This is a genomic window from Corynebacterium sp. HMSC076C10 (genome assembly GCF_001812455.1).
In the GTDB taxonomy this organism is placed as follows: domain Bacteria; phylum Actinomycetota; class Actinomycetes; order Mycobacteriales; family Mycobacteriaceae; genus Corynebacterium; species Corynebacterium jeikeium_D.
In genome coordinates, this window is the sequence record NZ_KV809097.1 from 127,400 (window position 1) to 148,658 (window position 21,259).

The following is a 21,259-nucleotide window of genomic DNA, read 5'->3' on the forward strand; positions in this document are numbered from 1 at the left end:
GACACGGGCCAACTTAGCTTTGAAACTATGACAAAGAAAAAGAATTTAATCGCGCTGGCCTGGAGTTTTATTCTCGGACTGCTGTTCATTCCGGGATTGATTGTCTCCGCTTTTCTTCTGCCCTGGATTCCGCTCATTGGCCGCGGTGCCGATTGGCTCTCCCGCTGGGCAGCATCGTGGTCCGGCACCCCAATCGCCAACCGCGTGACCAATCGCTGGTTCGACATCCGCAACTTCGTCAACCTGCTCGTGCAGTTGGCCATTGGCTTTGTCACCTTCACAGCGTGGGTCGGCGGCGGGTTCACTGTCGGAGTGCTCTTCGCTGCACCATTCCTGGTTGATGAAGTGCGGTTTTTCAGCTGGACTCTGACTGACCCCACACAGAAAATCGGGGTTGCCTGGGTTTTCGCCATCCTCTTTTTGGTGCTGACCATCGCCATCAACCTCGGTGCCGGCCTGCTGTCCATTTGGCTCTCTCGCGTCATCCTCGCACCATCCAGTGAGGAAGTCAGCCAGTCCCGCGATGTGCTCATCGACTCTTTCTCAGGCGAGCGCCGTCGCATTGAGCGCGAGCTTCACGACGGTCCGCAGCAGCACCTGACCGCCTTGAAACTCAACATTGCCGCTGCTCGCATGGGTAAGACTGAGGAAAAGGTAGCCGAGGCACTCTCTGCCGCCGACCGCAATGCAACGCAGGCTCTTGCGCAGCTGCGCTCCGTGGTGCTTGGCATCGCCCCGCCAGTGCTTTTCGAAAATGGCCTAGTCGCAGCAGTAGAGGAATTGGCAGCGCACTCTGGCATGGAGGTTTCTGTTCGTGAGGACGGTGTCTCCGACTTCGGCCCGATTGATGAAACCACAGCGCTGCTCGCTTACCACTGCGCAGCGGAGGGGCTGACCAACGCCACCAAGCATGGCCATGCCGATCGAGCTGATATCACTCTCGCGGTTCAGACTCCGAAGAAGGCGCTCGTGTCCCATCTGGATACGCTTACGGTCACTGTGCGCGACAATGGCGAAGGCCTGGAAAAACCAACGAGTGCAGACGCTGTAGACGTCGTAAAGCATGACAGTGGAACCGGCATTGCGGGCCTGCGCGAACGGGCGGCAGCGCTCGGTGGAACCGTGGAACTCACCAACGCCGACGGTGGAGCCCAATTGCTGCTGGAACTGCCGATTCGCCAAGGAAGGACGCGATGAAAATACTGCTGGCAGAGGACTCCGTACTCCTGCGCGAGGGGCTGACCGGCCTGCTGCGGGCGCTGGGACACGAGGTCGTCGCCGTCGGTGATGCGGATCAGCTGCTCGACACTGCCGAAGGCCAGACGTTCGATGTCATCGTCAGCGATGTCCGGATGCCACCGAACATGCGTGACGACGGACTGCTCGCGGTCTCCACACTTCGCCAGGACAACCCTGACCAGCCGGTTGTGGTACTCAGTCAATACGTGGCGGCCAGTTACCTGGATCGCCTGCTGCAGCATGGTGGCTTTGGGTACCTGCTGAAAGAACGTGTCTCGGATGTCGAGCACTTTGTCTCAGCACTGGAAGAGGTACGAAGTGGCGGTACCGTAGTTGACCCTGAGGTGGTTGCGACTCTGCTTACTGCAAAGCAGGACGGGATCGCTGCGCTGACCCCGCGCGAGCGCGAAGTGCTCGACCTGATGGCGCAGGGGCTCAGTAATAAGGAAATGGAAAAGCGCCTGGTGCTAACCGCTGGTGCAGTGAGTAAACATGTGGCGAATGTGTTCTTGAAGCTTGGCTTCCAACCGGAAGATAACAACCGTCGTGTCAAAGCCGTGTTGCGGTGGCTGAGGTACACCGCGCCGTCGCCATCCTCGTAAACCGCGACCACGTAAAAGCCCCACGCCAACTCCTCCGAAACGGGAGTCGGCGTGGGGATTATGGGTAATTGGTGCTACTCGGATATAAGAAAGGCGAGGGTGGAAGCCTCGTCATCGACGAGACGCAGGCTCCGACCGTGCGGTTGATCTACCAGCTGTTCCTTGATGGGATAGCGATCAGTGAGATTAAAACCGAGCTCGCTGCCCGCAAGATTCTCACCCCGCGCGGGAAAGAAGTGTGGTCAACCTCGACAGTGTGCTCCATCCTGTCCAACGAAAAATACAAGGACGACGCCCTGCTGCAAAAGACGTTCACCACCGATTTCCTTACTAAGAAGATGAAGGTCAACGAAGGCGAAGTACCCCAATACTATGTATCAGGTAATCATGAGCCGATTACCGAACCGCGTATCTGGGATCAGATGCAATACGAACTCGCCACCAGGCATGGCAACATATAGTCAGCGAAAGTCGGGTTGTTCTCCACCCGGCTGGAATGTGCTCGGTGTGGGGCGTGGTATGGGCGTAAAACGTGGGCGTCGAACACGAAATGCAAAGACGCAGTTTGGCAATGCAACCATAAATACACAGACGAACATCCCTGCAGCAGCGCGACGGTGAAAGACGAGCAGATCGAAGCGCTGATTGCGGAAAACCAGCGGTGTGCGCTCGACCAGGACGCCTGCCAATCCGCGTACGCCGAACTCGATACTACCTACCGTAAGACGCTCGCACGTAGAACAAGCCTGGAAAAAGATATCGCAGCGAACACCGCCAAGCACGCCGCCATCACCACAACCCTGAATGATCTGACAGGGGAACCTGTGAGCGAGTTTCACCCCGCACAATGGAGCGCACTTATCGACCACGCCATTGTCACCGAGGACGCGATCCGGTTCGTGTTCCGCACCGGTGAACAGGTGAGGATTGCCCTGAAAGGGTGATGTTCGTATCAGTTGACGTGCACAGTAGACACACCTCCCAGAAATATAGTAAGGTTAGGCATGCCTAAGAAGGATGGTGCTTACGTGAACGAAAGTGCAACGGATCAGGTTGTTGAAGGCGAGTATGGGTCGGCGAAGGAAAAATCAGTCGCTGGCCAGAACGCGATCCGTCAGCTATCGCAGCCGGTGAAAGGCAAACTGTTTATCGCGCAGGCCTTAACGTTCGCCTCTGGGGTGTTGGCTATCGCACCCTATGTGGCTTTGGTGGAGCTGGGAGCTGCGCTGATGCAAGACCGGGTGGACCCGGCGCGGGTGAACTGGATCGTGATGCTCCTTGTTTCTGCTTACATGGCGCGGTTGACTTTGTATTTTGTTGCGTTGGGCGTGACGCATTTTATTGACCTGTCGTTGCGTAATCAGATGCGTCGGCAAATTGCCGCCCGAATGTCGACTGCTCCGCTGTCGTGGTTTACCCGCGAGGGCGAAGGGAAGATCCGCAAGACCATTCAGGATGATACGGCCACGGTGCACACAGTGATCGCACACGGGCCGATCGAGAAACTGAACGCAATCGTCTCCCCGCTCGCCTTGTTGGCCTATGCGTTCGTGGTGGATTGGCGGCTCGCTCTGCTGTCGATTGCAACGATTCCGGTTTATGTGGGCATGTATGGCATGTCGATGCGAGGGATGAATGAGAAGACCGCGGAAATGGACACCAAGCTCGCTCAGGTTTCGGCAACGATGGCCGAGTTCGTTGCCGGTATCTCAGTGGTGAAAGCGTTCGGCAAGGTCGGCCAAGCACATAAAGCCTATTTAGATGCAGCTAACGAGTTTTCTAAGTTCTACCGGGCGTGGTGTATGCCGCTGGTGTCGATGTCGGTCGCCTCATTTTCGTGGGTGTCGATCCCGGTGCTGTTGATCGTGAACCTTGGCGGTGGCGCGTTGATGATGAACGCCGGTTGGGTGAGCATCTACGAGGTGATAACGACGACGTTGATCGCCTTGGTGCTGCCGGGAGCGTTGATGGCAGTCGCAACCATCGCCTGGTCTTATCAGCTCGCAGGTTCAGCGGCAGTACGGCTGGTGAATGTCATGGAGCTACCGGCGTTGAGTCAGCCCGATGCGCCACAGACACCACACGGTCATGATATCGAGATTCGGGGTGTGTCGTATGCCTATGACGACACCCAGGCATTAGACGAGGTGAGCCTGAGCATTCCGGCAGGCACGGTGACCGCGCTGGTTGGCCCGTCGGGTGCGGGGAAGTCGACGTTGGCGAGTTTAATTGCCCGCTTCGATGACCCGGACGCTGGCACGATCACCATCGGCGGGGTTGATCTAAAGAGCATTTCCCAGGATGTGTTGTATTCGACGGTCGCATTCGTCCTGCAAGATGCACAGCTTATTCGCGACACCATCCACAACAACATTGCCCTGGGCGCGCGAGACGCAACCTTGGAGCAGGTGCGGCAGGCAGCGAGAGCAGCGCAGATCGACGAGTTCATCATGAGCCTGCCCGATGGTTACGACACTGTGTTGGGGGAGGACACCCACGTTTCGGGCGGGCAGGCAGCCCGTATCGCGATCGCCCGGGCGCTCATGGTTGATGCCCCAGTGTTGGTGCTGGACGAGGCGACGGCGATGGCGGACCCGGAATCGGAATCGAAAATCCAACAAGCTCTCTCGACTCTTGCCAAAGGCAGAACCGTGATTGTGATCGCCCACCGACTGGCCTCGATCAGAGGGGCAGACCAAATTGTCGTCATGGAACGCGGGGGCATTGCTGTGGTCGGTAAACACGACGAGCTGTTGGGTAATGCGCACTATCAGGCACTTCTTGCCCAAGGTGCATGCGAGGAGATGAAACGATGAATCAACTATTGCTGCCACGCTTTAAGCGTTTGATGGAACCCACCTCGTGGCGAGACCTCTCGGTCGGTCAAGCGTGGGGTGCGGTCTCAGGACTGTGTCACGGCTTTGCCCTGCTCGCGCTACTCCCTGCAGCAAGCGCCTTGGCGACCGGAATGCCGGTGTGGGGGCTGTCGTTTTGGGGCTGGCTCATCGCCTTGGCGGTGTTCGCGGTGCTGGGCGTGGGCACGGAGTTTTATGGCATGCGCACCGGCTATATCGGCGCGCTTGGATTCATTCACGACGTCCACCAGGCAGTAGGTAACAAAGTAGCCCGCCTACCACTGGGAGTGTTCGATTCGGGTAGCTCTGGCCGACTGTCGCGCATGGTCACCAAGGAAATGATGGACTTGGGCGAGTCGGCGGCACATTTCATTTTCTCCCTCGTCCAAAAACTCTCAGCCGTGCTCGTAGTCACTGTGGGAACCTGGTTCTGGGATTGGCGGCTGGGACTGACCTTGACGATCGCGTTCCCGATCATGCTTGCCTTCCTCCATATCTCCCGTGTGCTTCTCGATAAGGGCAAGAAGGTTTCCGAACCAGCCGAGTCAGAGTTGGCGGCTCGCATGGTCGAATTCGCCACCTGCCAAGGTGCATTGCGTTCCTGTCACGTCGCCGACGACTACCCGGCCCTTGATCAGGCTTTCGACCAGGCTGACCGCAAGGGCCGCAAAGCATTGTGGTTCGAAACACTAGCGAACCTGATTAATGGGATGTTCGTCCAAGCGCTCATTGTGGTGATGATCTGGCTCACCGCCCAACTCACCCTCGGCGGGCAGATGAATGCGCTGAACGCCTTGGTGACAATCGGCATGTGCCTGCGGTTCACCACCATGCTCCAAGACATTGGCGGAAATATATCTGGGCTGGAAGAACGCCGCCAGCAGATGAACCACGTCGACAAGGTCATGGACGCTCCCGAACTGTCCGAACCTGTCACCTCCACACCGGTGAGCGCTCCTGGTGATGTTCGCTTCGATGATGTGACCTTCGGCTACGATCCGGACACCCCGGTTCTCCGTGATTTTTCCTTCCATGTCCCGCAAGGCGGCATGTGTGCCCTGGTTGGTCCATCTGGGTGCGGGAAGACGACGATCGCCCGGTTGGTTGCACGTTTCTGGGATGTGCAGTCCGGCAGCGTGCGCGTTGGCGGGGTTGATGTGCGTGAGCAGACCACCGAAGATTTGATGCGCCAGATATCCCTGGTCTTCCAAGACGTCTACTTATTCAATGACACGCTTGAGGCCAACATTCGCCTTGGCAACCCAGAAGCTACCGATGAAGAAATCAGGTGGGCCGCTGACCTGTCGGGCGTGACGGAAATCGTCAACCGCCTCCCAGATGGCTGGAATTCATTGGCGGGCGCTGGCGGGCGTGCACTGTCAGGTGGGGAACGCCAACGAGTGTCCATCGCTCGCGCCTTGGTGAAGAAGGCCCCGATCGTGCTGTTCGATGAGGCCACCAGCGCATTGGACGCGGAAAATGAAGCCAACATTGTTGCGGCGATGAACGAGCTACGCAAGCACTCCACGCTGATCGTGATCGCCCACAAACTGGAAACCATTCGCCAAGCTGACCAAATTATTGTGCTCTCCCACGGTGGGCGTATCGCCCAGCGCGGGCCTCACGACGAGCTGGTCAACCAGCCGGGTCAATACCGCGATTTCTGGCAAGAGCGCATCAACGCAGGCGGATGGCAACTCGTCTAAACACAGCGCATATCAGCACATAAAAGGAAAAACTATGTCCACACGCACATCCTCGCGCCTCAACACGCGCGACTTCATCAACATCGGCGTCTTCACTGCCTTGATGTTCGTCATCGTGTTTGCATTCGGAATGCTCGGGTTCATCCCCGTCGCCATGTATGCCGGCTTCTTGCTTTCTATCCTCGTTAACGGCATCGTCTTTGCGCTGTTCACAGCACGCACTCCGAAGATGGGGGCATTGACCATCATGCTGATCCTCATCGAAATCCTCTTCTTCGTGACCGGCCACTGGGTGGGCGGCATCGCGATCGCCGCTGTATTCGGCCTGCTCGCCGACCTAGTCATCACCAAGGGGCCGAAGAGCGTGAAGGTTCGCGTTCCGCTGGCATACGCACTGTTTATTCTGCCGATCTACGTGTCACCGTGGATGCCGCTATTTATGAACCAAGAGGCATATATGTCGCAGATCGCCGAACAAATGGGCGCCGAGTATGCCGCGAAGATGGCCCAGGTTGTCACTATCCCGATTCTGTTGGGCTTCTTCGTCGTGATGCTCATCGTTGGCTGGCTTGCTGGTCTGTTGGGAACCAGGGTCGCGCGCAAACACTTTGAACGGGCCGGTCTTGTCTAAACTTCCCGACCCGCGCACGATTATCGTAGCGCTCGTCATCGTCTCCACCACGATCTACAGTTCCTACTCGCCGTGGTTCGTGTGTGCTCTGGGCGGATTCGCTGCCGTGATGCTGGCGAGCGCCTCGATCAACCCCAACACGCTCGTGCGCCCGAGCTGGGTGGCCGTCTACCTGGCCACGTTTGCGGTCCTCGGTGGGCTCGTTTATGTGATACCCCTGGTCTGGAAATCAACAGCCAGCGCATTCCTCGTGCTGTTTCTGCAGTGGATGTGGCGATTCAGCGTCAGCGCAGGCATGGGCGCATACGCGATCGGTGTAATCCGACCTGCCACCTTGCAAAAAGCACTAGCCAGCTCACGAATCCCGACTTGTTTGACGATCCCTATCTCAGTCGCGTTACGGGTGCTGCCCGTGATCGGCCACGAGGTTAAAGCGATCTCAGATGCGATGAAGCTTCGCGGGATGTCCGCGCTTTCCCTGCGCGCGGCCCAGTACTTCACGATCCCGCTGCTATCGACCGTGGTGCGAAGCGGGGACGAACTGGCATCTGCTGCCCTTGTACGCGGACTGGGCGGAACCGCAAAGCCTACCTCAGTCACGGTCGTGAAATTCCGGGTGGTCGACGCGGTCATTCTGCTCATCGTTATCGGCTTCGCGATATGGAGAATCACCCTATGACAACAGCCCAAGCCACCGGCGTCACCTTCACCTATCGGGGAGCAGACCACCCCTCAATCACAGACGCAACCATCACCATCACACCTGGAACCGTCACCTTGCTGTGCGGCGCGTCTGGGTCAGGGAAAACTACCGCGCTACGGCTGTTTAACGGGCTGATCCCGCACTTCCACGACGGCGACCTTACCGGAAGCGTCACAGTCGACGACATTGACGTGGCACGAGTAGATCTATCAGAGCTTGCCCACCACTGTTCGACAGTGTTTCAAAACCCGCGCACCCAGTTCTACACCACTCACGTGCGCCAAGAACTCGCCTTCGGCCCAGAAAATCTCGGCCGCGACCCGCAGGAGATTAGTGCCCGCATTGACGAGGTTGCCGCCGAGTTAGGTATCGCCGACCAGTTGGAATCCCGCGTCACACAACTGTCGGGTGGGCAGATGCAACGCGTGGCCTGCGCCGTCGCCATGTGCAACAACACGTCGCTGATCGTCTTTGACGAGCCGACCGCGAACTTGTCCGCTGACGTTATCGACCAACTCGCCACGCTCATCGCCCGGCTCAAAAAAGACGGGCACACCATCATCATCGCTGAACACCGGCTGAGTTTCCTCGCCGGGATTGTCGACCGCGTCTACTGCTTCGACAAAGGCAATATCGCCCTCACCGCAACCGGCGAAGAGTTCTACGCTACCTCGGATGAGGAGCGCAAACAGCTTGGACTGCGATCCCTTGTGCCCGTGCCCATGCCGCGGCTACCGCAACCGGCAGGAGATGGGCTCACGATCGACAACCTCACCTTCGCCTACCGCCACGGAAACACAGTCCTCAACATCGACCATGTGCTCTTCCCGGAAGGGAAAATCACTGCACTGTTGGGCCCGTGCGGGTCGGGCAAATCAACACTGGCACGGATCGTCTGCGGACTTGAAAAGGCCAAGCATACATCCATCACACTCAATGGACAGAAATTCACCAGCCGTGACTCCTACCTTGTGATGCAAGACCCTACCCGACAGTTGTTCTCGGACACAGTCATTGACGAAGTCACGCTCGGCACGACCAAAGCCGAAAAGCAACGCATCGATGCCCACGCGATCCTTGAAGAACTCGACCTTGCCGACCACGAGGCTGATCATCCCCAAGCACTCTCTGGCGGGCAACGCCAACGCCTGGTTATTGCTACAGCGCTTGCTGCGAACAAGAAAGTTTACATCTTCGACGAGCCCACGTCCGGTGTTGGCTACAAGCACCTTGTCGCGATTTCCCGGGTAATGCGTAAACTCGCTGACACTGGTGCCGTCGTCATTGTCATCACCCACGACGCTGAACTCGTTACCGAGGTCGCCGACCATAGCGTCCGCCTCGACCAAATCAACGCCTGCTAACGCAAACGCCTACTTATCATTTTCGACGTCATAGTGGAGCCGATGACGGGAATCGAACCCGCGCCGCCTGCTTGGGAAGCAGGAGTTCTACCATTGAACTACATCGGCACACAGTAGGCGGAATGATTAAAAGCACGCCACGAGATTGGCACAGTAGATGTGACATGCAGGCAATCAGTCGCCCTCTGTAACTTCAATGTAGCACTCTCGATTCGCGTCGAAAAAATTGGTTGGCAGCCGTTCCACTGAATTTAGTGGGGTTTATCCTGCAACCGACACACGCTGTGCATTACAGAGCGGTTAAGCTGGTCTATGTGTTGCTCTCAGATCGTGATATTCGTGCCGCTATCGATGCCGAAGGCTCCGACCACCTCGGCATTGATCCTTTCGACCCGAAGATGATTCAGCCTTCGTCTATCGACGTGCGTCTGGATAAGTTTTTCCGAGTTTTTAATAACTCGCAGTACACGCATATCGATCCGAAGTTGCCGCAGGAAGAGCTGACATCCCCGCACGAGGTTCCGGAAGGGCAGCCCTTCATTCTTCACCCGGGTGAGTTCGTCCTGGCATCGACTTTGGAATACTTCACTATTCCGCCAAACTTGGCAGGCCGTCTGGAAGGTAAGTCTTCACTGGGGCGTCTGGGCCTGGCAACGCACTCAACCGCCGGCTTTATTGACCCAGGCTTTTCAGGCCACATCACGCTGGAGCTATCCAACGTCGCAAACTTGCCCATTGCACTGTGGCCGAACATGAAGGTCGGTCAGCTGGCACTGTTCAAGATGTCCTCGCCGGCAGAGGTGCCTTACGGTTCTGGCAAGCTCGGTTCGAAGTATCAAGGGCAGCGAGGCCCGACGCCTTCGCGTGCATACCTCAACTTCCGCGATGAGGAATAAGGCATTGGGAACTCGGGGCATAAATGAATTGTGAATAGCCTCGAGTGAATTCTCGGTGAAGAAACGTAAACAAGTGTTCAATAAAGAGTTTCTGCAGGTCAAAGCTTTAAATATGGGCCTTTAGTTTACACCATTTAAGGGTTAAATCGGCTTGAAGGCCTTTTATCTTTCGATAAATAATAGCCCTTATGCGTATTACGGTTATTGGTACGGGCTACCTTGGTGCCACTCATGCTGCGGCGATGGCGGAGTTGGGTCACGAGGTTCTCGGCGTAGATGTTGATCCCGCCAAGATTGAGGCATTGTCCGCAGGTCAAGTTCCTTTCTTTGAACCCGGCTTGCCCGAACTGCTAAAGAAGCACGTTGAGTCGGGGCGACTACGTTTCACCACTAACTACGACGAAGCCGTTGAATTTGCGAACGTCCACTTCGTAGGTGTCGGAACTCCGCAGGTTAAGGGCTCGTACGCCGCCGATGTTCGCTATGTGGACGCAGCTATTACCGAATTGGCTAAGCGCGTCGTCGGCAAGCATTTAGTGTTTGGTAAGTCCACTGTGCCCGTCGGTACCGCACCGCGCCTGCAGGAGCTGGCTGCGAAGATGATCAGTGAGCGCGCAGCAGCTGGTGATGAGCAGTTGAAGAACACCAGCCTCGAAATCGCCTGGAACCCGGAGTTCCTGCGTGAGGGCTTCGCAGTAAAGGACACTCTCGAGCCGGACCGTGTGGTGCTGGGCACCCAGAAGCCGGGCATGATCCTCAATGGTGCGGGTCAGGAGGTCGAGTCAATCGCTGAGGACAGCCTGCGCGAGTGCTTCGGTCCTATCTTCGAGCGCGAGACGCCGCTTATCGTCGCGGACACTGCCACCGCAGAGCTGGTGAAGGTGTCGGCGAACGCATTCCTCGCCACCAAGATTTCCTTCATCAACGCGGTCTCTGAAATCTGTGAGGTCACAGGTGCGGATATCACTACGCTTGCCGACGCCATCGGTATGGACGCCCGAATTGGCCGCCGCTTCCTCAACGCGGGTCTGGGCTTCGGCGGCGGTTGCCTGCCGAAGGATATCCGCGCATTCATGGCCCGCGCCGGTGAGCTGGGCGTTGACCAGGCGCTGACCTTCTTGCGCGAGGTCGATGCAATTAACATGCGTCGCCGTGAAAAGACCGTTGACCTGGTGCGCGGTAGCTTCGGCGGCTCGCTGCTCGGCCATACCGTGACGGTGCTGGGTGCGGCTTTCAAGCCGAACTCTGACGATGTGCGTGACTCCCCGGCGCTGTCGATTGCCGGTTCGCTGTCTCTGGCGGGCGCTTCGGTAAGCGTTTACGACCCGCAGGCCATGGAGAACGCCAAGAAGAATTTCCCGACCTTGGAGTACGCACCGAGCATCGAAGCAGCTCTGGAAGGCTCGGAGATGGTTGTCGTCGCCACCGAGTGGCAGCAGTTCCGCGACATCGACCCGGTGGCTGTGAAGAAGCTGGTCAAACGCGCAGCGGTGCTCGACGGCCGCAACTGCCTGCCAGCCGACCAGTGGCGTGCCGCAGGCTGGGATGTCACCTGCCTCGGCCGCGGCTAAATGCTAGCTGCCCTCGAGCGCTTCGGAAACTTCATACCCTCCGGGGCCACGGTATAGGCGGCGATGAGGGTGGTAATCGGCACTGCGAGTACCAAAGCCACCGCACCGATGGTGGAACGCAGCAGCTCTGTGGCCACGACATCGGAGGTCAACGACTGCATCAGCGGCCGGTCGGAGACGCTTAACAAAATCGATAGCGGTAGTGCGGTGCCGAGGTACGCCAGTACCAGTGTGTAGACCATCGACGCGATGTGATCGCGACCGACGCGCATTGCCGAGCGGAAGACCTCCATAGGCCGCGACCGCGGAGCTGCTTCGTAGAGCTCCTGGACGGTCGAGGCCTGGGCGATGGTGACGTCGTTAAGCACGCCCAACGCGCCGATGATGAATCCCGCCAGAAGCAGACCTGTGACGGAGACGTCAGGCAGGTAAAGCTGAATGAGCAGGTTGTCCTCGTTGCCGAGACCACGTAGCTGTGACGTGGAGATTGCGAGGTTGGCCAGGCCCGCCGCCAACACCATCGTGGTGAGTGTTCCCGCCAGTGCGGAAGCTGACTTCCAATTGATGCCATGTACGAGGAAGAGCACCGGGAAGAGGATCGCCGCGCCCGCCGTGATAGCCAAGGCCACAGGATCGCCACCGCGTAGCAGTGCCGGAACCAGGAATCCCATCACTGCGGCCAGCGTGATGCCAAGACCAATGAGGCTCAAGACTCCGCGAGTCATGCCGACGAGGATGATGAGAAGTACTGCCGCGCCGAGCCACAACCAGATCGTCGTGGTGCGATCCATGTCCAGGAAGGTGTAGGTGTTGCCGATGCTAGCGGTGTCGACAACCTGATCGGGCGCGAGGTCGACAACATTAGTGTCGGCCTCGGGAGCAGCGGGGGCAGCGGGGGCTTCTGCACCGGATTCAGGTGCTGGTTCCTGCTCCGGGGCTGGAGCTGGTGCCGGAGCCTCTGCATCAGGAGCAGGCTCACCCTCTGCGCCCTCAGGGGCAGGCGCGGGAACAACGCCGGGAGCCGGTGTCATCAACCCCGGATCCGGCACGGCACCATTGTCGACAGCTCCGGTACCGGCCGCGTTTGGACGGTGAATTGCCAGGACGACCTTGTCGCCCTCCTCCAGCTCAATCTCGCCGGGAAGGCCGGATGCCTCCAGAAGCGTCTTCTTGCCCTCGTCTGGGCCCGAGGTCAGCTCAATGACCGAGAGCTGGCATTTCGGCGCCGCGGGGTCATTGAGGGAGGCCGCCAGTCCTGGCCGCGGCTGGTCGTCGAAGACGCGTCCGTTGTCAGGCGAATTGCACGCGCCGACGCTGTGCTTTACGACGGTTCCCTTAACCGTCTCTGCAGCTGACGTCTGTGACTGCAGGAATCCCGGCCCTGGGCTCGGAGCTTCACCCGATGGCCAGAGCCCAATCACTGCGAGGAAAGTGGCAATACCAGCAACTGTAAGAACTGTGGCCAGTAAGCGACGTGCTCTTGTGGGGTTGTGCCGCGGTTTCGTTGATTTTGGTTTGGCTTGTGCAGGTTCGTTTTGCCGTACCGGTGCTGGTTTTGAATGTGCGGCAGGCTCTGCATGTCGTGCTGGGGCAGCCGAGGTTGCAGAGTTGGGTTGATTCGCGGTATTGACAGCCCGGAACCGGCCGGTAGGGGAGCCGCTGTTCGAGTTCTTCAGTACGTCGAGATGCGCACCAATGTCGGAACCCGCAGCAATGCGAAAAGGTTGCTGGTTGTCAGAGTTCATTGAATCTTTTGAATGCCTGCCCACCCTTAATAACCTAATCGCTGCACCAGCACCGGAAGGCGTACCGCCATTCCGGCGCGCCGAGCCGTGGTCATCAGCGCTGTGGCTCACCTATCGATGCAATACTCACTCATCGATGCGCTCCAGTGTGTCCATAAGTGAACAGCGCATCGATATGTGAGAAGGGAAGAACCAGCAGCGTGCGCAACCTTAAGTACTGCTACTGCTTATAGCTGACCAGGAAGTTGCCCAGACGCTCGATGGCTTCCTTCAGGTCGCGTGCCCACGGCAGGGTGACAATTCGGAAGTGATCCGGCGTCGGGTAGTTGAAGCCAGAGCCGCCGACCATCAGGATCTTCTCTTCACGCAGGATGTCGAGCATCAGCTTTTCGTCATCGTGAATTTCGTAGACGTTCGGATCCAGCTTCGGGAATGCGTACATGGCGCCCATCGGCTTTACGCAGCTCACGCCCGGAATTGAAGTCAGTCCCTCGTAGGCGACATTGCGCTGCTCCAGCAGGCGACCGCCTGGCAAGATCAGGTCCTCGATGGACTGGTAGCCGCCGAGTGCCACCTGAATGCCGTGCTGAGCAGGGACATTCGGGCACAGACGGGTACTGGCCAGCAAGTTGATGCCCTCGATAAAGCCCTCTGCGTGGCGCTTCGGGCCAGTCAGCACCATCCAGCCCGCGCGGTAACCGGCCACACGGTAGGTCTTGGACAGGCCGTTGAAGGTGATACAGAGCAAATCTGGAGCCAAGGAGGCAGTGGAAATGTGCTCTGCATCGTCGTAGAGGATACGGTCGTAGATTTCGTCGGAAAGCAGCAGGAGTGAGTGCTCACGAGCGATATCGACGATGGCTTCGAGTGTCTGGCGTGTGTAGACCGCGCCGGTCGGATTGTTCGGGTTGATGATGACAATCGCCTTCGTGCGATCCGTCACCTTCGAGCGAATGTCTTCGACATCAGGGGCCCAGTTATTCTCCTCATCACACGTGTAGTGGACGGCCTTGCCGCCGGCGAGGGTGGTTGCTGCAGTCCAGAGCGGGTAATCCGGAGCTGGAATGAGGACCTCATCGCCCTCGTTGAGCAGCGCCTGCGTGGTGATGGAAATCAGCTCGGAGACGCCGTTGCCCAGCCAGACGTCGTTGACGTCGAAACGGGGGAAGTCCGGGTCCATCTCATAGCGCGTGACGACGGCACGGCGTGCGGAGTAAATACCCTTGGACTCGGAGTAGCCCTGTGCGTGGGGGAGGGCGCGGACCATGTCCTGCACGATGGTGTCAGGTGCATCAAAGCCGAACTTTGCCGGATTGCCGGTGTTGAGCATCATGATGCGGTGGCCGTCGGCCTCCATCTGTTCGGCGAGAGTAGTCACCGGACCGCGAATGTCGTAGAGGACGTTCTGCAGCTTGGAGGATTGGTCCAGTGTCTTCAGTGGAGTGCGGCGAGGTGCCCTGATGTTTCCACGACGGGCGGCAACACGGGCAGCACGGGACTGCTCGGCCTGAGCGGCCTGCGCAGTCTGAGCGTCCTGCGTTGTCTCGTTGGTGGTTTCGGTGCCCTGGGAAGTGTCTTTACTGGAACTCACCTGTCTAAGCATGCCACTTTTTTGCTCCCGCACCATGCTTTTCTCACAGCGGGGGCAGATTAATTGCACATTGATTGCGCAAAAGCGCCCTGCATGAGGATGCAGGACGCTTTACTGGGTTGCGGGCAGCTGGGGTTCTGGCTGCTAGTTACTGCTTAACTGCGGAGCCGTCGATCTGCAGGGAAATCTCGTTGCCAAGGAGCAGGCCGCCAGTCTTAATAGGAGCATTGTAATCGATGCCGAAATCGGTGCGGTCAATCTTGGTGGCTGCTTCGAAGCCAACGCGAGTCTGACCCCATGGGTCTTCAGCGGAGCCGAAAATGTCGACATCCAGGGTGACCGGCTTGGTGATGCCGTTGATGGTCAGGTCGCCGGTAACGGTGGCCTTTTCTTCGCTCTGGAGCTCGATAGCGGTGGAAACGAATTCGAAGGTTGGGTTTTCGTCGGTGCCGAAGAAGTCCTTCGAGCGCAGGTGGTTGTCGCGCTCCTCGTTGTTGGTGTTGATGGAGTTCGCCTGAATGGTCGCCTTTGCCGTGGAATTCTCCGGCTTGTCGGCATCAAAATTAATAACGGACTCAAACTCAGTGAACTGACCGTGGACCTTAGTGATCATTGCGTGACGAACGGTGAATCCAACGGTGGAGTGCTGTGCATCAAGAACGTAGTTGCCAGACTGAAGAGCCATAGTGAATCTCCTAAAAGTTAAAAGTATCTCGAATGTTTCGAAGTATTTTTGTCCGCCGGAACCAACTTTCAGTGTTGACGTGTCAACGATAACTCTAGATGTGATGATGTGTCAACAAAGGTCAAAGAAAATGCCGAATATTTTTTAGAAGCGCACATCCGGTCGGGCGATCGGTTCGGGGTTTTGTCATGGCTGGGCGAGGCTCCTTTGGTTGGAGGCGGTTCATGTGGAGTCGTTTTAAGTGCTTATGCCCAGCATAACAGGCGTTGACATGTCAACAACCGCTATTTAGGATTGAGAATTATGCAATTCGGAATTTTTACAATTGGCGACGTCACAAAAGATCCCACGACTGGACAAATCCCTACTGAACATGAGCGAATTAAGGCAACTGTCGCCCTAGCGAAGAAGGCCGAAGAGGTCGGCCTCGATGTATTTGCTACTGGCCAGCACCACAATCCACCGTTTGTGGCACCGGCGAACCCGCCGATTTTATTAGCCAACCTCGCAGCACAGACCGAAAATCTGATTCTGTCGACCTCGACAACGCTGATTACCACCACCGACCCCGTGCGCATCGCCGAGGATTACGCCTACCTCCAGCACCTTTCCGCAGGTCGCATTGATCTCATGATGGGCCGCGGCAACACCGGGCCGGTTTATCCGTGGTTTGGCAAGGATATTCGCAAGGGAATTCCGCTGGCCATCGAGAACTATCACCTGCTGCGCACCCTCTGGCGTGAGGAGAATGTGGATTGGCAAGGTCAATTCCGCACTCCGCTGCAGTCCTTTACGTCCACACCGCGCCCGCTCGACGGTGTAGCACCTTTCGTGTGGCACGGCTCAATCCGCTCCACCGAGATTGCCGAGCAGGCCGCCTTCTACGGTGACGGCTTCTTCCATAACCACATTTTCTGGAATATCGAGCACACCACAGCCATGGTCAACCTCTACCGCCAGCGCTATGAGCACTACGGTCATGGTGCTGCTGGTCAGGCAATCGTCGGGCTTGGCGGTCAGGTCTTCGCCGCTGAGACGGAGAAGAAGGCCAAGGAGATTTTCCGCCCATACTTCGACAATGCCCCGGTCTATGGACATGGGCCATCTCTGGAAGAATTCGAGAACATCACTCCACTGACCGTCGGCACGCCTGAGCAAATTATCGAACGTTACCTGGGCTATGCAGATGCCGTTGGCGACTACCAGCGACAGCTCTTCCTCATCGACCACGCCGGCCTGCCGCTGGAGATGGCCTTGGAGCAGGTTGAAATCCTGGGAACCGAAATCGTTCCGGTCCTGCGTGAAGAGTTCGAGCGCCGCCGTCCGGCGCACGTGCCTTCCGACCCGCCGACGCATGCCTCGCTGGTTGCCGAAGGCGCAGATTCCCCGCACCTTCTCGTCCGCCCGGCTGAAAGGAATCAGCAGTGAAAAAGCTCGTCGTCGTAAGTGCTGGTGTTTCCGATCCATCAACCACGCGCATCCTTGCCGACCGTATCGCGGAGGCCGTCGAGGTGCAGGTCTCCAAGCGTGGCGAGGGGCTCCAAATTGAGTACGTCGAGCTGCGCGAACTCGCTGTCAGTCTCGGCACTGTGATGTCCACAGGGCTTTACGACGAAAAATTGCGCGCCGCCCTCGATACTGTCAGCGGTGCTGATGGATTGATTGCCGCGACGCCGGTGTTCGCAGCGTCCTACTCGGGGTTGTTCAAGATGTTTTTCGACGCCCTGGATAAGGATGCGCTGACTTCCATGCCGGTCATTATTGCTGCGACGGCTGGCACAGCACGACATTCGTTGGTGCTGGAGTATGCGATGCGTCCGCTGTTTAGCTACCTGCGCGGCACGGTTATGCCGACTGCTGTATTTGCAGCCACTGAGGACTTTGGTGCTGGCGATGGTGCCGGAAATGGCGCCGGCGGAGTGTCCGGCGCGGAGATGAACAATCGCATCGTGCGTGCAGCTCGTGAGCTTGCCGAGTACCTTGTCGGTGTTCGCTCGGCCGTAGTCGGTTTTGGTCCAGATTTTGGGAACGAAGCTGAAGAAAAGGGTGCGGAGCATTCAGCGGGCGGGGCCAGCGAGGGGAATCGGGGTGCCAGCGAGCCGAACCAGCGACGCAGTACAAACACGCGGGTGGATACTAACGTCACGGATTTTGCCACACTGCTAGAGGGGCTCGACGGCACCGCGAAGTGGCCGCGCTCACGTGAAGGGGCGGCAGAGGAGGGGTAGGGGGTCAGCGCTCTTTAGCGGCACCACGGGAGGTTGTAGTAGTCGCAAGAGAAGGTATCGGAAAGAGCGTATTCCTTAACCTGCAGGTCGTCGCTGCTGGTCGTAGCTGTCGGTGCTGCGGTAGCGGCCGGGGCGCCGGTCAGCGCGCTCAGGGAAAGTGCTGCGGATGCAATGGTGGTAGCAAGAACGGAAGTGCGTCGAAACATTAGGTAGTACTCCGAAAGATATCTGCCTCGGCAAAGTGTCAAGGCTGTGTGGACTGCCGGACTTCGCCAGTGATTAATAAAGAAATCATAACTATTTAATCAAGAGTGTGAAGTGTGGAGGTCTCTCTACCTGCCCGCGCCTGGGGGTGGCCATTCGGCTACTCTCTGGTGTCTTTATGTAGGTGGGCTAGTGGCCGAAATGTTGATTGTCTAGTACCAAGTGGCCGACCGAGGCATTTTTGAATTGGTTCAAAAGGCGTAGTTCTGGTGCGATTAAATTAATCGCCGAAATCTTATTGTGGTGCCCATAATTGCTGGTCAGGGTCAATTAGATGTCGTATTTTCGCGTGGCAGAAATCGGTGAGATTCCATTTTTACTATGTGGATAATTGCTGCGGCCGTCGTAAAGCCAGTCGAAAATTTTCCATTACAAAACGCTGAATTTCGACTTACCTTTGCAGGTGTCAGTTCAAGTATTTCCTTACGAGTTGCTCGTCACATCCTGAAAGGATTTCGCCGTGAAGAAGACCCTGCTCTCCGGCTCTATTGCAGCCCTGGTCACCATGTCCTCGCTGGCTGTCGCCCCGATGGCCGAAGCTGCCCCAGCCCCCACCCCGGGCACCGTCGGTGGCACCTGCTCCGTTGAAGGCCAGTCCGGCCAGTCCCTGAAGATCACCGGCTCGAAGTTCGAGGTCGAAGGTACCGCGACTGTCGCTAACTACGGCGACACCGACCTGCCGCTGACTCAGACCCTGAAGGAAGGCAAGACCAAGTCCTGGAACGTCGGCGGTTCGGTCGACTTTGATCTGCTCAAGCTCTTCCACGTCACCTTCAGTGCCGGCTACCAGTCCACTCAGACCTGGGAAGTTGGCCAGACCCTCGGCCCGTACCCAGTCAAGCCTGGCTACACCGGTGTTCTGGAGTATGGCTTCCTGAACCAGTCCTTCGAAGGCACTCACCTGACCTGTAAGGGCGGAAAGTGGATCGACGCAGGTCGTCCGTACTGGGGCACCATCCCGAAGGAGCGTCACATTCGCGTTTCCATGCGCGCCAACGAAGCTGATCGCTCCGTGGACGGTGCTGCTCCGCAGGTCAAGGAGTACGCCGTTTAAGGCGGCCAGAGCCCCTAAAGCCTCGAAGCAGAAGGAAGTTTCTCCATGTTGAGCGTGAAAAAGAAGGCCCTGGCCTGCGCGGTGATGGGTGCAAGTCTTCTTGCGCCAGGCATCGTTGGACAGGTCGCGGCGACCCCGCTGACCCAGACCCCTGACCAGGATGAGCACCACACCGGTTTCACCAACACGGATAAGTGTGACCCGGTCAAGGATGCCAAGCGTCACCCCTGGGAACAGTGGATTACCGACGAATGGGACCGCTACAACGGCACTAACTCATTCACCAACCGCACTGACCGCCCGATTCAGTACACCCTCGAGGTGACAGAGGGAGTCAACGAGTCCGTAAAGGCCATGAGCTCCGGAAATATGTGGGACGTGTTCCTCCACGGGGTGAAGAACAAGTACGGCATCGTCGAGGTCAGTCAGTGGTCGGTTGGCGACAAGCTGGGCCCGGTGACCGTCAACCCCGGTGAGACCGTTCGCGCAGACTACGGCGTGCACATGAAGTCCTTCATTGGCCGTGTTCGCACCTGTGACCAGAAGACCGGCCTGTGGCGCGGTGAGCCCTACTTCGGTGAGTACAACGGCAAGGGGCCGTCGACTCGCTTCGTGGTCTGGCACAAGACCACCAAGGAGGGCGAGCACCGTCAGCAGTGGGCGCCTGTCAGCGGTAACTCCGGTGACGGCGGCCCGGCATCCGCCACGATTAACGACTAGGAGCAGTTATGAAAAAGCGTGTTGTCGCCATGTGCTTGACGACGGTCTTTGCGCTCGGACTCGGTGCTCCGACAGCGGTGGCTGCCCCGAATCCAGGAGCCGGTGAACCGTTCGCGCCGGAGGAGTGGGTACCAGTGCCCAAGCCGGCGGCAGTTGACCGCGGTCCGGCACCGGGAACCACTTGTGAAGCTCCGGGTTCGGTGGCTGAGTTCGTGGAAATCACCGGCTCTCGCTACGACGTTGAGGGCGTTGTCTCTACGAAGAATGACATCGGTGATGAGCCGATTCCGCTGACGCAGACCATCAAGGAGTCCAAGACCAAGAAGTGGTGGACCAATATCTCTGTCAGTGTGAAGGTCAGCAAGGAGCTCAACCGCAAGTACTCCTGGGAATACTCCCGAGAGATGGTTTGGAGCCTCGGGCAGAAGATCGGACCATACGAAGTGCGCAAGGGTGAAACTGGTCGTCTGAGCTGGGGATTCCTGGTTGACGAGTTCGCCGGACAGACAGTTCGCTGCAACGCCAACTCGAAGACGTGGGAGCCAATTGGGCGCAGCTACTTCGGTGTGGCTCCGCGCGAGCGACATGTCGAGGTGACGATCCAGTAGTTACACAGTTCTCTCTCCACACTCAGCACGGGTAAAAGGGGCATATTCGCGAAAGTGAATATGCCCCTTTTTGCTATCTATCTCGGGCCTGCAAAGGCTCAATTCAGAGCCGCTAACCGGCCAAATCTCAGAGCCCCTGGTTATTCTGCGGCAGCGGATGCCGGCGGGTGGAAGCCTGCGTCTATTGCTTTCAGCGCCAGGTCCAGGCGAGAGGTAGCTCCAAACTTATTGAACATGCTGGAGAGGTGCTTCTTGATAGTGCCCGGCGACTTGCCGAGTTCCTTGGCGATATCGTGGTTTGACTTACCGCGGCAGATTAGGCCGAGAACCTCTCGCTCGGCTTGAGTGATCTTGTACGAGGAAATGTTGCGGGACGGCAGAGTTTTAATCAGCCGAGTCGCAGAAATCGGCGAGATGACGGTGCCACCCTGGAAGACATCTTCAACGGTGCCAATGACAGATTCCGGGCGGGCAGTTTTGAGAATGTAGCCATTTCCGCCGAGACTCAAGATTTTCAGCATTGTTTCATCGGTATCAAATGAGGTGATAGCGATGAATTTCGGTGGATTCTCCACCTTCTTAATGCGCTCAAGTAGCTCAACGCCGTCCATGTTGGGCATATGAATATCGGTCAAAACTACGTCAACGCCACCACGGGCAATAATGTTGAGAGCCTCGTGGCCATCGCTGGCTTCATCGACCACGGTGATATGCGGTGCCTTCTTGAAATAGGTTCGCAGCGTCGAGAGTACGAGTGGGTCGTCGTCGACAATGAGAACCTTAATGTCAGACATCCG

Annotated in this window: 21 protein-coding genes and 1 tRNA gene; 16 read left to right on the forward strand and 6 right to left on the reverse strand. The window is 57.7% G+C overall.

Features of this window, described 5'->3' with window-relative positions; translation table 11 throughout:
- Positions 1-27: 27 nt before the first annotated feature.
- The 9 genes from HMPREF2857_RS02900 (at position 28) to HMPREF2857_RS02940 (ending at position 9,100) form a co-directional block, all read left to right on the forward strand.
- On the forward strand, positions 28-1,197 hold the full coding sequence (locus HMPREF2857_RS02900; protein ID WP_070642673.1) for a sensor histidine kinase: 1,170 nt from the start codon (positions 28-30) through the stop codon (positions 1,195-1,197).
- The gene (locus HMPREF2857_RS02905) at positions 1,194-1,841 is read left to right on the forward strand and encodes a response regulator transcription factor (protein WP_070642675.1); all 648 of its coding nucleotides are present in this window, start codon (positions 1,194-1,196) and stop codon (positions 1,839-1,841) included. The genes HMPREF2857_RS02900 and HMPREF2857_RS02905 overlap by 4 nt, the downstream gene beginning before the upstream one ends.
- Before the next feature lie 71 nt (positions 1,842-1,912).
- The gene (locus tag HMPREF2857_RS11285; protein WP_070429408.1) at positions 1,913-2,302 is read left to right on the forward strand and encodes a recombinase family protein; all 390 of its coding nucleotides are present in this window, start codon (positions 1,913-1,915) and stop codon (positions 2,300-2,302) included.
- 15 nt (positions 2,303-2,317) lie between these two features.
- The gene (locus HMPREF2857_RS11295; protein WP_224433374.1) at positions 2,318-2,785 is read left to right on the forward strand and encodes a recombinase zinc ribbon domain-containing protein; all 468 of its coding nucleotides are present in this window, start codon (positions 2,318-2,320) and stop codon (positions 2,783-2,785) included.
- A gap of 84 nt (positions 2,786-2,869) precedes the next feature.
- Positions 2,870-4,657: an ABC transporter ATP-binding protein gene (locus HMPREF2857_RS02920; RefSeq protein ID WP_070429427.1), complete on the forward strand. Its 1,788-nt coding sequence runs from the start codon at positions 2,870-2,872 to the stop codon at positions 4,655-4,657.
- Complete coding sequence (locus HMPREF2857_RS02925; RefSeq protein ID WP_016421586.1) at positions 4,654-6,402, forward strand: ABC transporter ATP-binding protein; 1,749 nt, start codon at positions 4,654-4,656, stop codon at positions 6,400-6,402. The genes HMPREF2857_RS02920 and HMPREF2857_RS02925 overlap by 4 nt, the downstream gene beginning before the upstream one ends.
- 34 nt (positions 6,403-6,436) lie before the next feature.
- Positions 6,437-7,033 (forward strand): MptD family putative ECF transporter S component, encoded by a 597-nt coding sequence (locus HMPREF2857_RS02930; protein ID WP_016421585.1) that lies wholly within the window; start codon positions 6,437-6,439, stop codon positions 7,031-7,033.
- Entirely contained in the window at positions 7,026-7,712 is a 687-nt protein-coding gene (locus HMPREF2857_RS02935) for an energy-coupling factor transporter transmembrane component T family protein (RefSeq protein WP_070429406.1), read from the forward strand. The genes HMPREF2857_RS02930 and HMPREF2857_RS02935 overlap by 8 nt, the downstream gene beginning before the upstream one ends.
- Positions 7,709-9,100 carry an ABC transporter ATP-binding protein gene (locus HMPREF2857_RS02940; protein ID WP_070642676.1) on the forward strand — a complete coding sequence of 464 codons (1,392 nt, stop codon included), beginning with the start codon at positions 7,709-7,711 and terminating at the stop codon, positions 9,098-9,100. Before HMPREF2857_RS02935 ends, HMPREF2857_RS02940 begins: the two co-directional genes overlap by 4 nt.
- A gap of 34 nt (positions 9,101-9,134) precedes the next feature.
- Here HMPREF2857_RS02940 and HMPREF2857_RS02945 read toward each other — a convergent pair.
- A tRNA-Gly gene (locus tag HMPREF2857_RS02945) sits at positions 9,135-9,208 on the reverse strand.
- 206 nt (positions 9,209-9,414) lie between these two features.
- On the opposite strand from HMPREF2857_RS02945, the gene dcd reads away from it, so the two are divergent.
- Together dcd and HMPREF2857_RS02955 are read left to right on the forward strand one after the other, a co-directional pair.
- Positions 9,415-9,996 (forward strand): dCTP deaminase, encoded by a 582-nt coding sequence (dcd, locus tag HMPREF2857_RS02950; RefSeq protein WP_042388964.1) that lies wholly within the window; start codon positions 9,415-9,417, stop codon positions 9,994-9,996.
- Positions 9,997-10,184: 188 nt separating this feature from the next.
- Positions 10,185-11,567: a UDP-glucose dehydrogenase family protein gene (locus HMPREF2857_RS02955; protein WP_070642679.1), complete on the forward strand. Its 1,383-nt coding sequence runs from the start codon at positions 10,185-10,187 to the stop codon at positions 11,565-11,567.
- On the opposite strand, the gene HMPREF2857_RS02960 is transcribed toward HMPREF2857_RS02955, so the two are convergent.
- The 3 genes from HMPREF2857_RS02960 to HMPREF2857_RS02970 form a co-directional block, all read right to left on the reverse strand.
- The gene (locus HMPREF2857_RS02960; protein WP_070642681.1) at positions 11,564-12,988 is read right to left on the reverse strand and encodes a YibE/F family protein; all 1,425 of its coding nucleotides are present in this window, start codon (positions 12,986-12,988) and stop codon (positions 11,564-11,566) included. The genes HMPREF2857_RS02955 and HMPREF2857_RS02960 overlap by 4 nt on opposite strands.
- Positions 12,989-13,532: 544 nt before the next feature.
- A complete protein-coding gene (locus HMPREF2857_RS02965) occupies positions 13,533-14,915 on the reverse strand; it encodes a pyridoxal phosphate-dependent aminotransferase (RefSeq protein WP_306295413.1) in 1,383 nt (460 codons plus the stop codon).
- A 136-nt stretch (positions 14,916-15,051) separates the two neighbouring features.
- Entirely contained in the window at positions 15,052-15,588 is a 537-nt protein-coding gene (locus HMPREF2857_RS02970; RefSeq protein ID WP_016421578.1) for a YceI family protein, read from the reverse strand.
- A gap of 303 nt (positions 15,589-15,891) precedes the next feature.
- On the opposite strand from HMPREF2857_RS02970, the gene HMPREF2857_RS02975 reads away from it, so the two are divergent.
- Together HMPREF2857_RS02975 and HMPREF2857_RS02980 are read left to right on the forward strand one after the other, a co-directional pair.
- Positions 15,892-17,016 carry a CE1758 family FMN-dependent luciferase-like monooxygenase gene (locus tag HMPREF2857_RS02975; RefSeq protein WP_070642683.1) on the forward strand — a complete coding sequence of 375 codons (1,125 nt, stop codon included), beginning with the start codon at positions 15,892-15,894 and terminating at the stop codon, positions 17,014-17,016.
- Positions 17,013-17,816, forward strand: a complete 804-nt coding sequence (locus HMPREF2857_RS02980) for an FMN reductase (protein ID WP_070642685.1) — start codon at positions 17,013-17,015, stop codon at positions 17,814-17,816. The genes HMPREF2857_RS02975 and HMPREF2857_RS02980 overlap by 4 nt, the downstream gene beginning before the upstream one ends.
- A 14-nt stretch (positions 17,817-17,830) precedes the next feature.
- Here HMPREF2857_RS02980 and HMPREF2857_RS02985 read toward each other — a convergent pair whose 3' ends face one another.
- Positions 17,831-18,022: a hypothetical protein gene (locus HMPREF2857_RS02985; RefSeq protein WP_049191052.1), complete on the reverse strand. Its 192-nt coding sequence runs from the start codon at positions 18,020-18,022 to the stop codon at positions 17,831-17,833.
- A gap of 518 nt (positions 18,023-18,540) precedes the next feature.
- On the opposite strand from HMPREF2857_RS02985, the gene HMPREF2857_RS02990 reads away from it, so the two are divergent.
- Genes HMPREF2857_RS02990 through HMPREF2857_RS03000 form a run of 3 tightly spaced genes read left to right on the forward strand, consistent with a single transcriptional unit; the run spans position 18,541 to position 20,462 of the window.
- A complete protein-coding gene (locus HMPREF2857_RS02990) occupies positions 18,541-19,134 on the forward strand; it encodes a hypothetical protein (protein ID WP_016421574.1) in 594 nt (197 codons plus the stop codon).
- A 45-nt stretch (positions 19,135-19,179) separates the two neighbouring features.
- Positions 19,180-19,854, forward strand: coding sequence for a hypothetical protein (locus HMPREF2857_RS02995; protein ID WP_070595699.1), 675 nt, complete (start codon positions 19,180-19,182; stop codon positions 19,852-19,854).
- A gap of 8 nt (positions 19,855-19,862) precedes the next feature.
- Complete coding sequence (locus tag HMPREF2857_RS03000) at positions 19,863-20,462, forward strand: hypothetical protein (protein WP_005511781.1); 600 nt, start codon at positions 19,863-19,865, stop codon at positions 20,460-20,462.
- A 140-nt stretch (positions 20,463-20,602) separates the two neighbouring features.
- Here HMPREF2857_RS03000 and HMPREF2857_RS03005 read toward each other — a convergent pair whose 3' ends face one another.
- Positions 20,603-21,256: a response regulator transcription factor gene (locus HMPREF2857_RS03005; RefSeq protein ID WP_016421571.1), complete on the reverse strand. Its 654-nt coding sequence runs from the start codon at positions 21,254-21,256 to the stop codon at positions 20,603-20,605.
- Positions 21,257-21,259 lie beyond the last annotated feature (3 nt).